The 12,052-nt window shown below is 60.4% G+C and carries 13 protein-coding genes and 1 tRNA gene; 3 read left to right on the forward strand and 11 right to left on the reverse strand.

Going from position 1 to position 12,052, the window contains the following annotated elements; all coding sequences use genetic code 11:
* Positions 1–333: 333 nt before the first annotated feature.
* Positions 334–409: transfer RNA gene (locus I5M_RS06125), tRNA-Ile, on the reverse strand.
* Positions 410–762: 353 nt separating this feature from the next.
* On the opposite strand from I5M_RS06125, the gene I5M_RS29260 reads away from it, so the two are divergent.
* Positions 763–1,752, forward strand: coding sequence for a phosphatase PAP2 family protein (locus tag I5M_RS29260; protein ID WP_022720589.1), 990 nt, complete (start codon positions 763–765; stop codon positions 1,750–1,752).
* Between the two features lie 67 nt (positions 1,753–1,819).
* On the opposite strand, the gene I5M_RS06135 is transcribed toward I5M_RS29260, so the two are convergent.
* The 7 genes from I5M_RS06135 to I5M_RS06165 all read right to left on the reverse strand — a co-directional run bounded on the left by I5M_RS06135 (position 1,820) and on the right by I5M_RS06165 (position 8,102).
* Positions 1,820–2,767 carry a CsgG/HfaB family protein gene (locus I5M_RS06135; protein WP_022720590.1) on the reverse strand — a complete coding sequence of 316 codons (948 nt, stop codon included), beginning with the start codon at positions 2,765–2,767 and terminating at the stop codon, positions 1,820–1,822.
* Positions 2,768–2,776: 9 nt separating this feature from the next.
* Positions 2,777–3,268, reverse strand: coding sequence for a curli assembly protein CsgF (locus tag I5M_RS06140; protein ID WP_022720591.1), 492 nt, complete (start codon positions 3,266–3,268; stop codon positions 2,777–2,779).
* Positions 3,269–3,424: 156 nt separating this feature from the next.
* A complete protein-coding gene (locus I5M_RS30855; RefSeq protein WP_148287835.1) occupies positions 3,425–3,916 on the reverse strand; it encodes a curlin repeat-containing protein in 492 nt (163 codons plus the stop codon).
* Positions 3,913–4,227: a curli-like amyloid fiber formation chaperone CsgH gene (gene csgH, locus I5M_RS06150; RefSeq protein WP_022720593.1), complete on the reverse strand. Its 315-nt coding sequence runs from the start codon at positions 4,225–4,227 to the stop codon at positions 3,913–3,915. The genes I5M_RS30855 and csgH overlap by 4 nt, the downstream gene beginning before the upstream one ends.
* A gap of 148 nt (positions 4,228–4,375) precedes the next feature.
* On the reverse strand, positions 4,376–5,143 hold the full coding sequence (locus tag I5M_RS06155) for a hypothetical protein (protein WP_159103978.1): 768 nt from the start codon (positions 5,141–5,143) through the stop codon (positions 4,376–4,378).
* Positions 5,144–5,321: 178 nt separating this feature from the next.
* Positions 5,322–6,641, reverse strand: coding sequence for a hypothetical protein (locus tag I5M_RS06160; protein WP_022720595.1), 1,320 nt, complete (start codon positions 6,639–6,641; stop codon positions 5,322–5,324).
* Between the two features lie 135 nt (positions 6,642–6,776).
* A complete protein-coding gene (locus I5M_RS06165) occupies positions 6,777–8,102 on the reverse strand; it encodes a hypothetical protein (protein ID WP_148287836.1) in 1,326 nt (441 codons plus the stop codon).
* A gap of 389 nt (positions 8,103–8,491) precedes the next feature.
* Between I5M_RS06165 and I5M_RS30860 the strand changes: the two genes are divergently transcribed.
* Positions 8,492–9,271, forward strand: a complete 780-nt coding sequence (locus I5M_RS30860; RefSeq protein ID WP_148287837.1) for a hypothetical protein — start codon at positions 8,492–8,494, stop codon at positions 9,269–9,271.
* A gap of 133 nt (positions 9,272–9,404) precedes the next feature.
* Here the strand turns inward: I5M_RS30860 and I5M_RS32055 are convergent, their stop codons facing one another.
* The 3 genes from I5M_RS32055 to I5M_RS06185 all read right to left on the reverse strand — a co-directional run bounded on the left by I5M_RS32055 (position 9,405) and on the right by I5M_RS06185 (position 10,918).
* Positions 9,405–9,653 (reverse strand): hypothetical protein, encoded by a 249-nt coding sequence (locus tag I5M_RS32055; protein ID WP_148287838.1) that lies wholly within the window; start codon positions 9,651–9,653, stop codon positions 9,405–9,407.
* A 141-nt stretch (positions 9,654–9,794) separates the two neighbouring features.
* Positions 9,795–10,439, reverse strand: coding sequence for a Crp/Fnr family transcriptional regulator (locus I5M_RS06180; RefSeq protein WP_022720599.1), 645 nt, complete (start codon positions 10,437–10,439; stop codon positions 9,795–9,797).
* A 116-nt stretch (positions 10,440–10,555) separates the two neighbouring features.
* Positions 10,556–10,918, reverse strand: coding sequence for a helix-turn-helix domain-containing protein (locus tag I5M_RS06185; RefSeq protein WP_022720600.1), 363 nt, complete (start codon positions 10,916–10,918; stop codon positions 10,556–10,558).
* 777 nt (positions 10,919–11,695) lie between these two features.
* On the opposite strand from I5M_RS06185, the gene I5M_RS06190 reads away from it, so the two are divergent.
* Positions 11,696–12,052 (forward strand): FHIPEP family type III secretion protein (locus I5M_RS06190; RefSeq protein ID WP_376738668.1); only part of this gene is annotated, 357 nt, incomplete at its 3' end.

A 12,052-nucleotide genomic window follows, 5' to 3' on the forward strand; every position in this document is an offset into this window, starting at 1 on the left:
CGGTACGCCAATCGCCAGCATTTCGATCCGTCGGGGTTCACCAGCAAATGCAGACTGCCACCTGCGGACCGCTTGTAGCGCTTTGTCTCAGGCTTCGCAGCATCGCATGCGGTGGCGCTCGTCAGCGGCTTGCGGGGCGTCTAGGTGGTCGGGGGGGGGGGCGCCATGTTGGTATGTCCGGCGCACGCGAAATCAGATGCCCCAGACTGGGTGTCAGCAACGATCCGACGGACGGTGACGGACGTCCACAGCACGGAAATGGCAATTCGTCGGGGCTTTCGGCCGCCGCTGCGGACGCTTGAGGACGCAAACGGATGTTAGGGGTTTGCGATTTGGTGGGCCCGGCAGGACTCGAACCTGCAACCAGACCGTTATGAGCGGCCGGCTCTAACCATTGAGCTACAGGCCCGTCGGCGCCGGCGCGGACGGTGCGGTCTCCCCATACAATGGCGGTGGCGGGCCGGCAATCGCTCTGTGTCGGAGCGGCGCGCCGGAGCGGCGGCCGTTCGATCACCGGCACGCGCTCGCTCGATCACCCGCGCCGCCCCGCGGCGGCGCGACACGGCGAGGCCGCACGGCCGTGGACTGGCGACGTCGTGCGCAAAGGCCGAGTGCTCCGGTATGGTCGACACGGCGAAGAAGATTACCGCCGCCGTATTTTTCGACGATTCCCTGAGAATTTCATCAACCTTTCGGCCGTTAACATGGCCGTCAGCACGGACCAGATCCTACGACGATTGAATTGCTGTGGGTGCCAGATTTATGACCGATGCCGAGACGTCGCACGCCTGGAGGTGCTTCAACCGCAACTGGATCGTCCTGGGCGTCCTGGCGCTCGCGCTGGGCGTCGGCGTCGCGGTCACGGACTTCTCGATCCAGATAGGCACCAGAGCGCTGGTTCCGCTTGGACTGACGATGGTCGTGGGGGCCATCGGCTATGCGACGCGGGGGATCTTCCAATCCCGGCTGGCGTTCATCTGCGGCGCGCTGGTTCAGCTCAAGGCGCTGTCGCTATTGATGCCGCCGCTGACCTACATAGCGGCCTCCGCCAACCTGCCTTTGCAGGACGCCAACCTCGCCGCCTTCGATGCGATGCTGGGACTGGACTGGCCGGCGTATTTTCGCTTCTTCATCGATCGGCCGGACCTGATCCCGTTCGCGCATTACGGTTACGCGATGATCTTCTGGCCGATCCTGGGAGTCCCGCTGGCTCTCGGGCTCGCGGGGCAGTATCGCCGGCTTCAACAGTTCACACTGGCCTCCGCGCTCACGCTGATCGTCACCACACTCGTGTTCATCTGGACGCCCGCGATGGGCACTTTTTATCACTACGGCATCGAGGCCGACACGGCGCTGTTCAAGGCCGGCGGCTGTCTTGGGCAAATGCACGATCTGCCGATGCTACGCGACGGCACGCTGCGCATCCTCAAACTCGGGGAGTTCAACGGCATCATCGAGTTTCCGAGCTTCCATGCCGCGGCAGCAGTGCTGTCGATGTGGTCGCTGTGGTGCATCTGGTGGTTGAGGCCGTGGGCGCTGATTGCCAATGTCGGCATGCTGCTCGCGACACCTCTGGTCGGCGGCCACTACTTCATCGACATCTTCGCCGGCGCGGCCTTGGCAATGCTTTCGATCGCCGTCGCGAGGATCGCTATGCAGCCGAGAACGGGCGCAGCGGTACAGGCCGCCGCTACCTCTCGTCAGCAGCAGACTTCGGATCTTCAGCCGGTCGCGAGTTCGGGGCCAGCTTGACCCGATCCGTCAACCAATTCACGAAGCGCGCCCCCACATCAATAAGTACGGATCATCGCTGTGGGTGTCAGTGCTGATCAGCAGACGACATCCGAGCCAATGCCGAGACCGAATTCGACGACTGAGCCGCGGGGACCTCAATCTTATCGTCTCGAAGATATCTTTCGATAAGACCAGCCTGGAGCAGTGGATCCGCGAAACGCCAAAGCTTCACCCGGGCCCCCTCGATGACCGTTGCGTACACGGCCAAATCGATTGCCTGCCGCACGGCGAGCTGTGTCGGCTCGTTCTTTGTGATGCCGGCCTCGGCCTGAAGCAGCTTGTTCACCGCCACGTACTTGAACGCATTTCCGTCCACGGCAACCGAATAGACCGTCTTGGTGGTCGTTACACTGGTCAGGATCTGACCGCTTTGCACGGACACGACACGCATACCGACCGTGACCGTGTCACGCCTGTATTTCACGTCGCCGCCTATTCCCAGATAATTCGCTCCGATGCCGCCCGTTATCGTATTGGCGTCGTAACCAATGATGCCGCCTTCGAGCAGGAGGCCGGCGAAATGAAGGGGGGGGAGCGGCTTGGCGTTGTCGCCATCGATCTCTTTGCGGGTCGCGTTAATCAGTTGCCGCTCCTGCAGGAGCGCCGCCAAATTGGTTCGCTCCACGACCGTAAACCAGTTGCCTCGACCGGCGCGTCGCAGGGCGTCGACGACGAATGCAGTGCCTCCCTGCGTCACCGCACGGGAGAATACTGCCAGCGTATCGTTCGGCTCGTTCTTACCAGTGAGGTCGGCAAATTGATAAACGGCGATGTCCACCTTCCGGTGTGCACGTGGCAACGTCTCCAGGCTTATAGCCGTTGGTGACGGATCGGTCACTCTTGGAGGCGCTTCCAATGGATCACGCACGCCCGGGGCGCATCCGCCGATGCACAGAGCAAACACGACCGCTCCGGCCAACCTGGTAATTCGATTCAAGTTCAAGATTTCCCTCTTGCAATCTTGGCGACGCATCAGCCGCGACTAATTCAGCGCCGGCACGACGATCGAAGTGACCGACGTGCCGTCGTTGATGCTGATGTTGATCTGCCCGCTCACATGAACGAAGGAAATCGAAGTGGACCCGAAGGTATAGGTACCCGACGTCTGCGCATTCTGCCCAAAGATCGCCTGCGTGATTTGGTTGGCGAACGAGCTGAGGAGTTGGCTTTGCAGCTGTTGGGCGAAGAGCTGTCCGGCGGTCAGTGAGCCTGAGCCTGCCCCGCCCGAACTCCTCGCCGCAGCCGCGGCAGCCGCAGCGGCGTTCTGCTCCGCAAGCGGAAGATTTTGCGCGTTGGCCAGAGCCAGCAGGTTGGGACCATTACCCGGGCTGCCGCCGAAGGAAGGGTTGTACGGCGTGTAAACCAGACTGCCGGCCAAACTCGGAGCGCTCGATAGTCCGAGTCCCACGGTCAGACCGAGTAACAATCTCAGAGCCAAGCGTGGTCGCGCGACCAGATGCTTCCCGAGGCTCATGTTCAATCCCCTACCGATACGAAATAGATTCGCTTGCGTATAATGTGTTAGCCACGAACATGCGTTGATTAACATTCAACTGCGCACGCAAAATTAGACTAAGTGGCACAATGATCACAGTTTACCAACATACTCTGTAACATGATATGGTGACGCTCAGTTGCGCTGCGACACGGAGATCGCTCCACCGTTTCCGACCCGCTGCAGAGTGTATGATAACCCCGTTCCAACCTGTTGATTAGTCACGGCATTATTGTTCCCATAAACCGTGACCGATGCGCTGTTATTGGTGCCGACCTGTTGGGTGGTCAGCGTGTTGAGATTGCCGACGGCCCGGAGGCTGGAACTATTCCCGTCCCCCGCTTGCGTCTGTACGGTGGTGTTACCGTAATAGGAGCCCGTTCCGCCCCCGACGCCGGCCGGCACTGTCACATCCGAAGATGCGGCGTTGTTGGTCCCGGTCTGCACCACAGTGGCGGTGTTCCGTCCCTGGACCGCTGGCGGGAGGGCCGCTGGAGAATTCAGGAAGGCCGCTATCTGGGCCTCGGTCGAACAGTCGCTGCAGATACTCTGGGCAAAGCCGGGCACAGATTGCACCGATGCGATCACCGCCAGGAGCACGCAACACCCAAATCGATCGATCTTCACTGGCCATCCCCTTGTTCGCAAAGCTTCACGCCGTCACCGATTTGCAGGCTGAAATCAGTCGAAACGGTCGCTCCCGGCTCCAGATTGAGATTCGCAAGGCCGAGGAACGTTTCGGTGCCGGCGGCCAGATCGAATGGTCCACCTTGCTTGACCGTCGAGGAGCCGGAGGGCCCGGTCCGCTTGATCTGCAGGACATATTTCCCCTGCAGGGCCTGCGGAGATATCACCCGCCCTCTGATCTCGAGGCGACCTCCGTCTTCGTGCCGGACGACGGAACACACGACGCCCGGTGGCAGATCATAAGCGCCCATGAGACCCTCCGACTTCGGAGATACGTTATATCAAACACACCGCCATCGCCAGAATATCATAAATAAATGGTGAAGCCAGCCGATCGCTCGGCTGGCTTCAGGTCGAAATTCGCTGTTGGCAGGTGGAGGGAGCTAAGCTCCCGGCCAATTATTGGCGCACGCGGATCACATTACCGACGCCGCTCTGCGAGAATACGGCGGTGTTTCCGTTGGAAGTCTGGGTCACGTAGGCCTGGTTCTGCGCGCCGCTCTGCGTTCCAACGATGGTATTGTTCGCGCCGCTTTGAACCAGCATCGCGTACTGTGCCGTGCCGGTCTGGCCGATCGTCGCCTGGTTTCCAGTACCGCTCTGGTTGGCGACAAGCATGTTGCCCTGCCCGCTCTGGGTCGCGAGCAGCATGTTGTCGCTGCCGCTCTGATCGGCTTGAACCGAATTGCCGCTCCCGGACTGGCGAACCGTCATGCGGTGATTGCTGCCGGACTGGCTCAACGTCGCCACGTTGTCGCTGCCCTGCTGGGCCAGCGAGAGCGCATTGGAGACACCGGCCTGCGTCACCTTGAACGAATTTCCGCTGCCGGTCTGCACGATTGCGATCGAACTGGCGTTCGCCGACTGGTCGATGTGGCCGGTGTTGGCGCTGCCGGTCTGCCGCAGCTCGACGCTGCTGCCAGATCCGCTCTGCGTCACCTTCGCCTGATTACCGGTGCCGGACTGGAACGAACCGTCGATGCCGAAGCTGTTGCCGGCACCGGTCTGGGTAATACTGATGAGATTGCCGCCGCTGCCGGCGCCGTTCTCCTGATAGAACGGATTGGTGGCCGAGCCGACGCTGTTGCCGTCGCCGATCTGAATGATGGTGGCCGACTGCTGCGAGGTGCTAACAATGGAGGCCTGCGCGGCCGAGCCGAGCAGCAACGTGGCAAACGTCGTTAGCAAAATCTTCTTCATCAACCCGTCCCCTGTTCCCTTAGGTCGTGTGGAACAGTGCCGGGAAGCCGCGAAAATCGGCTTAGATCAGTCCTTCAAATTTTAGCTAATCACGGCCGTCGGGTGTGCGTAGTTAACATTTTCCATGTTATGAGCCGCCTCGACGTTACTGCCGCACGGTCACGCTGTGGCCGGCTCCCGTCTGGGTCGCGGAGGCGGTGTTGCCGCTCGAACTCTGCGTCGTCGAGGCGACATTGCTGGCCGCGGCGGTTTGGCCCGCGCCGAACTGCTCGGTCGAAGCCGCATTGTTAGTCCCACTCTGAAGGATCACCGCGAACGACCAATTGCCGGACTGGTTCACCTTGGCGTCGCTATGCCGGCCCTCCTGCGTGACGGTCGCCTGATTGTTGACGCCGGATTGCGTGAGCGCTGCGGTGTTGAACGCGCTGCCGGAGTCCTGCAGCAGCACGGCAACGTTGAGATTGCCGCTCTGCGTCAACAAGGCGATGCCGTTGTTGCCGCGCTGGGTATTGGTCAGCGTCAGATTGGTGCCGCTCTGAGAGGTGACGGTTGCGATATCGTTGTTGCCGGTCTGGGTATTGGTGATGGTGTTACTGGTGCCGGTCTGAAGCGACACCGCCAGCGCGTTGGCGTCGCCGGTCTGGACATTGCTGAGGCGCACGCCGTAGCCGTCCTGCAGGGCGATCGCAAGGCTGTCGTTGGTGCTCGATTGCAGAGTGGTGATGACGTTGCCCGAGCCGCGCTGCGACGCGATCGATACCTTGTCGTCGACGCCAGCCTGGCTGGCGCTGATCAAATTGCTCAGCACCGCCGTGTTGGTCTGGGACGCGGTCACGCTGTCGCGCAGGCCCGTCTGGGTGACGATGGCCTGATTGTTGTTGTTGGTCTGGGTCAGGCTGAGCGACAGGCTGTTGCCCGACTGAGACAGTTCCACGAGGTTCGCCGTGCCGGTCTGCACCACCACAGCGCTGTTGAGACTGCCCCCCTCCTGGCGGATCGAGAAGTCGTTGCGGGTTCCGGTCTGGATCAGCGAAGCGCTGGCGGCTTCGGAATCCTTGCCCTGCTCGATGGCATGGACGGCGCCGGTGAAGTTGCCGTTGTAGTCGCCGGACTGGCTGAGCCGCACCGAACCGACCAGACCGGCCTGAATGATCGTGGCCTGATTAGCCGTGCCCGACTGTCCGATGGAGCCGACGGCCGGCAGAGCCAGCATCACCGCTCCCAGCACGCTGTTGCCGGAATTGGTCTGCGTAATGATGATGATGTTGCCGCCCAGGCCTGAGGCGGCCTCCTGCACGAACGGACTGGCAGAGGTGCCGATCTGACTGGTCGTGCTGCCGCTCTGGTCGACGTCGCTGGTATTTCCGGCCCCGGTCTGGGTGATGTAGGACGACGACGCGGCGATAGCCGGCGAAGCGGCGAGCGCAAGGCCGGCAGCCAGAAGAACCATCAGCGGGGCGCGCATGCAGTCCACCCCTTTCACACAGGCGGCCCGGCTGGAGCCAGGCGCTTTGGACCCTTACTTCGACGAATGACGGCCGAAGCACTACAGACGAAGAACTCCGGTGGGGCACCGCCCCACCGGAGGTGGTCGATCAGTTTACTGCTTCACGTTCAGGTAATTGCCCGAGCCGTTCTGCGTATAGTTGGCGACGTTGGTGTTCGACACCTGGGTCACGTAGGCGGCGTTCTGCGCGTAACCACTGCCGGTCTGCGAGCCGACGATGGTGTTGCCGCCGCCGCTCTGATCGAGCTGCGCGAACGACCAAGTGCCGGCCTGAGTCGAGGTGGTCTTGTTGTCGCTGCCGGACTGGAAGATGTTCGCGGCGTTGGTCGAACCGGACTGGGTCGAGGTCGCCGTGTTGCCGTTGCCGCCCTGATTGATCGTCGTGAACAGCGCATACGCCACGGCGCCGTTCTGGGTGACAGTCGCGTTGTTGTTGTTGCCGCCCTGCGTGATGCTCGAGCTGGACGAGCTAGCGTTCTGCGTCGTGCTTGCGGTGTTGGAGTTGCCGGTCTGGTTCACCGTTGCGGAAGTCTGCGAACCGGCCTGCACGTAATAGGCGAAATTGTTCTGACCCGACTGCGTATTGTTGATGGTCAGATTGTAACCTGACTGAGAGTAGACCGCGGCCAGGTTGTTGAAGTTGCTCTGTACGTTGGTGATGTTGTTAGCGTGGCCATATTGCAGATCGACGTAGAGAGTCTGGTTGCTGTCGGTCTGCGTGTTGGAGATCACGTTGGAAGCTCCCGAGCCATCATAGCTCTGGACGGCCGGGTCGGAATAGGCGGAAGACGCGGTGAGCGAATTCCCGAAGCCTGTCTGGGTGTTATAGAGCTGGTTGTAGCCGCCGGTCTGGGAAAGGATTACCAGCTGCCATCCGGTCTGGCTGGACGACACCGAGTTGGCGTCCCCAGATTGTTTGGCGAAGAAAACGCTACCAAGATCCGTCGGAATGCCAGAGATGCCATACCCATTGGGCAAATCCGAGCCGCCAGCCTGATTAATGGAGAAGGCGTTGAAGTTGCCGGTTTGCTTTAGCGACACGTGACCGCTATCACCGACCTGAGAAATCGAATTTGCCCCATACCCATTGCCGTAACCGGTGGATTGGAGAACCGCGTCGTTCCGCACGCCAGTTTGGCTGATGTTAGCGGAGTTGGCGCCGCCACTCTGGAACGATTGCTCAGACACGCCGAACTGGTTGCTACCAACGGTCCCGCCTGTCTGCGTGATGGAGATGACGTTGCCGCCGGAATACAGCCCGTCGTCCTGCGCGAACGGGTTGGCTAGCGTGCCGACCTTGTTGAAGTCGCCGCCGCTCTGGTCGATCGTGGCCTGCTGGTTGTTGCCGCTCTGGTTGGTGTAGGACGACGATCCCGCGGCGAACGCCGACGATCCGAAGCCGAGCGCGATCACGCTCACCGTGGTGAACAGAAATTTATTCATAACGTATTCTCCTTGGTCACTCTCGCGCTCGTGCGCATCAATGCTGGAGTCAAAGCAACCCTTGATCGAAGGGTTACCGAAACGTTAATCGACATGTTCAGAAATAACAAGTGATGTTATTATTTCGCGATACATGAGGTTAATTATGTTATATTTTGAACACCAAGACCGCTAAGTCTCTGAAATATTTGACCTCGATCCAGAGGGGCAGCGGCTCGAAATGTTAACGCAGGCAACGGAGTTGCGCACTAAAGAGGCGGACATCCCCCCGAAAGGTTTGGTGAGAGTTCGGTCGCGGTTTATGTTATGATTAAGTTTGTTGGATGTGGGCTGTTAGGGCTGGTCGGTTGGGGACGGACGACGGAATGATGGGCTTCAGCAATCCGAGAATGGTGATCTGCTGCGTGATCGCAGTGGTGTACGGCCTGGCAGCGACTGACGGCCGTGCCGAGCCGGGACGCGCATCGACGCGAATCGCGCAGGGGCCCGCCATGCCGCCGGAAGTGACGCCGGCACCAGCGCCGACCGACCAGAATGCGGCGCCGGTCCCCACGGCGTGTGACACGGCCTGCGTCCGTCGCAACGCCGATTCAGCGGCCCAGGCGTGCGTGCCGCTGATCGAGGCGCGCGCGCCGCTCGACTACGATTGGCTGTCACGTCCGTTCGGCGGCATGTTCACTCAGGCCGAGCAGCCCGGCTCCGACGGCGTGGTCCGTTATCGCGGCGATTCGATCCGCGTCCTGGTGCAGAATCAGTGGCTGCGCCATGCCTATGAATGTGCGTGGGACCCGATGAATGGCCGGATCGTCGGCGTGCAGTTGCGGCCCGGCCGGTTGGTACCTCCGGCGGCCGTCTCGCAGGCGGCGGGTATCGATGCCAGCAAGGCGGGCGGCGCAACGACCGTAACGGCGAAATCGCCTGCCGAGGTGCAACGGATGATCCAGGAGTCGCTGCAGCGAGCTGCCGGAGTTCAGCCGACGCCCATGGCGGAAAAGTCAAAGCCCAAGCCGTCATGGGGCGAGCCCGGTATCGTGTGGGTGAGGCAATCTCATCTGCGAACGGCGCAGATCGATTCGAAGGTCAGCATTTCGCAGTTGCCGCGTAGCCGGAGCGCGCCCCGTCACCAGAAGAATGACTCTCGCTAGACGAGATTCATTGAGGTGAGAATCGCTGGAACGGGCATTCAGCGGGCTTGGTCGTTCGCGTAGCTTCAACTCGCACGCGCGAAATACCCGTACAGCATTGATTGTTGCCGGAGCGCCTTTGCGAAGCTGAAGATTACCGAGCGTTCATCAGCGCCGATCGAAGAATGAAGATCTCCTCGGCAGTCTCGCGAGCGAACGCTGCGAGCTTCTTGTTTTGCTCAAGAAGTTCCTTGAGCCTGCGCTCGTTTTCGATTCGCAACACCTTGCTTTTGAGGTCAAGTATCAATGCTTCGGGACGTCGTTCGGTCGCATCTCTGGATGCCCCTTCAGAGTTCTGAACAATCGACTCCGGTGCAATGTTTGAATTACCAGCGCCCGGCATGATCAGCCCCCCCGACCGCGAACCTGTAAAGTATTCGTCTCTCTATACCACCTACCGTTACCGGCAGGACGCGCATCTAACACTACGCATCGTGCGGTACCTATGACCGTGATCACTTCCTACGGGTCAAAATAATCGACGTTAGTCGTAGGCGGCGCCGGCAAAAGCAATCAGATGATCCGGCCTGAGGATCCGGAGTTCCTTGCCCTCCAATGACACTACGCCCGCCTCGATCCAGGATCGGAACTGGCGATTGAGAGTCTCGCGCGAAATCCCCGCCATGGCAGCCATGATTTTCTGACTGAATGCAAGGCGAACCTTCGCTTCCGATCTCAGACTACCATTTTGCTGCTGAGCCAGCCCGATCACGTAGCGAGCCAAGCGGCCTCGCACCGCGAACAGTGCCAGCTCTTCGGCTTGCTTGGTCCGCCGCGCGAGACGCATCGCCACCACCTGCAGCGCTTCGTGCGTCAGCTCGATGTCCGTACGGATCGCGTCGGCGAAAGCTTCACGGTCCACCGCGAGAAGGTCACATTCGCTCAACGCCGTCGCATCGACCCCTGCTATCCCTCTCTGCAGGTTGGGAACCATGCCGAAAAAGTCGCCGGCCCGCAGAAGTTCAAACCCGATCTCGCGCCCGGCTAAGGACGATGAGTGCAACATCACGGTGCCGGATTGCACCCTGTACACGTGCATGATTTCGGTGCCGCGGGAGAAAATCACATCTTCAGCGAAAAAATGGACAATTCTTCCGCGCCGCTCGAACAACCGAGTGAGCGCTTGCATTGGTGCCTATCCAGGCTGCCTGGGATACTGGCGAACTCAAATGCTGCGGACCAACTCCGCCGCACATATGTGCTCGAATATTATAATAAATCTAAACTTGAAAGTATTTTAACGTATCATGGTTTGCGAGAGCGCAGCCTCAGAATATCGCTCTGCTGGTGCAACTGTTCTTGTAGGGCCATTTTTTCCAGCAGCAGATCCGTGACCAACCGGCGAAGCCGATCGTTTTCAACCTGCAACTCGGGAAGACTCCCGCTTCGGGAATACTCCAACCCCAACGGGAGCGGCCGTTCCTCGCTCTCGACCGACACCTTCAGCGCTTGATGATCACCGCGGTCCTTACGCCAGCGATGATAGGTCATCACACTAACGCCAAGTGCCTTCGAGATGTCCTGCTGAGTCTCGCCACGAGCAGCCATATCGTCTGCTTGGGCCAACTTTGCTGCGATGACCTCGCGGGTATGACGTTTGCCAGCCATGGTTGCCCTGCGAACAGAATAACGTTCCTATTAACATAGGCAGCGGGGCTACTCAATACCGGCAGTCACACGAACTTTCGTTCGCGCGACTGTTTCGAACAGGGTGGCAGCGGGCTACCGGGGCGCTAGGCGCGGCGGTGGAGCCGGGCTCAATCTTGGCGGTGAAGCGGTCGAAGCCTTCGGTTCGACGGCGGTATCGGGTGAGGAAGGCAACAATGGTGAAACGTTGTTTTGCGGCGTCACCATCGGCGTGGATGTCACTCCTTGATAGCTTTCGATGCAACGACGGGTCTGGTCGGGATCCTGCAGAAACGTGCAATCGTTGACATTCTTGGTACCCGGAAATTGTTGGGCGCAAACCGGCCCCGCAACACCAAGCACAACAGCCAAGCAGGAGGAGAGCAGAAATAACAATCGCATGCGAATGATCCGCAAAGTGGCTTTGATTTGTGGCATCGTATCATATTCGAAGAAGCAACAATCGATCTTCTCATAAGAACTGTGAAAACCCAGAAAAGTGCGAGGCCGCGGCTGCTCCGGCCGTGCAGCTGCGGTCCGCCGGATCAACACTGTCGTGGTGCCGGGCCCTCGTTAACCCTTTGCTAACCATGCACTCGGCAAATTCTGCCGGGTGAAGTGGAAGTGTCGTCGGTCGCGAACAACGGGGGAATGCCCGTGGACGCCAGCGCGGTGCCTCACGTTCGAGCCGGCGGCCCTGCGGTCGCCGCGTCGACGTCCGGCCGCCGCAAGCGACAGCGGGATGAGAAGGCGGCGGCGATGACGGACACCACGGTCGGCCAGAGCTCGGGCGGCTTTCCGAGCCTGAAAGAGATCATCACCTATCTGCGCCGCGGCGATCTCGCGCTCGCCTTCGGCGTGCTGGTGATCCTCGTCGTCCTGATCCTGCCGCTGCCGTCGCTGATTCTCGACCTGTTCCTGGCGATCTCGATCACGCTGTCGATCCTGATCCTGATGACGTCGCTGTTCATCCAGGCGCCGCTGGAATTCTCGTCGTTCCCGACCGTGCTGCTGATCTCGACCATGTTGCGGCTGTCGCTCAACATGGCCTCGACCCGGCTGATCCTGTCGCATGGCCACGAAGGCACCGCCGCTGCCGGGCACGTCATCGAGGCG

Source organism: Rhodopseudomonas sp. B29 (assembly GCF_000333455.1).
GTDB lineage: Bacteria > Pseudomonadota > Alphaproteobacteria > Rhizobiales > Xanthobacteraceae > Rhodopseudomonas.

What these genes read in the sequence shown, in the direction of transcription:
- I5M_RS29260 (WP_022720589.1), top strand. Translation starts at nt 763, where the DNA reads ATGACCGATGCCGAGACGTCGCACGCCTGGAGGTGCTTCAACCGCAAC.
- I5M_RS30860 (WP_148287837.1), top strand. Translation starts at nt 8,492, where the DNA reads ATGATGGGCTTCAGCAATCCGAGAATGGTGATCTGCTGCGTGATCGCA.
- I5M_RS06135 (WP_022720590.1), bottom strand. Translation starts at nt 2,767, where the DNA reads ATGCGTCGCCAAGATTGCAAGAGGGAAATCTTGAACTTGAATCGAATT.
- I5M_RS06160 (WP_022720595.1), bottom strand. Translation starts at nt 6,641, where the DNA reads ATGCGCGCCCCGCTGATGGTTCTTCTGGCTGCCGGCCTTGCGCTCGCC.
- I5M_RS32055 (WP_148287838.1), bottom strand. Translation starts at nt 9,653, where the DNA reads ATGCCGGGCGCTGGTAATTCAAACATTGCACCGGAGTCGATTGTTCAG.
- I5M_RS06185 (WP_022720600.1), bottom strand. Translation starts at nt 10,918, where the DNA reads ATGGCTGGCAAACGTCATACCCGCGAGGTCATCGCAGCAAAGTTGGCC.
- I5M_RS06180 (WP_022720599.1), bottom strand. Translation starts at nt 10,439, where the DNA reads ATGCAAGCGCTCACTCGGTTGTTCGAGCGGCGCGGAAGAATTGTCCAT.
- I5M_RS06140 (WP_022720591.1), bottom strand. Translation starts at nt 3,268, where the DNA reads ATGAGCCTCGGGAAGCATCTGGTCGCGCGACCACGCTTGGCTCTGAGA.
- csgH (WP_022720593.1), bottom strand. Translation starts at nt 4,227, where the DNA reads ATGGGCGCTTATGATCTGCCACCGGGCGTCGTGTGTTCCGTCGTCCGG.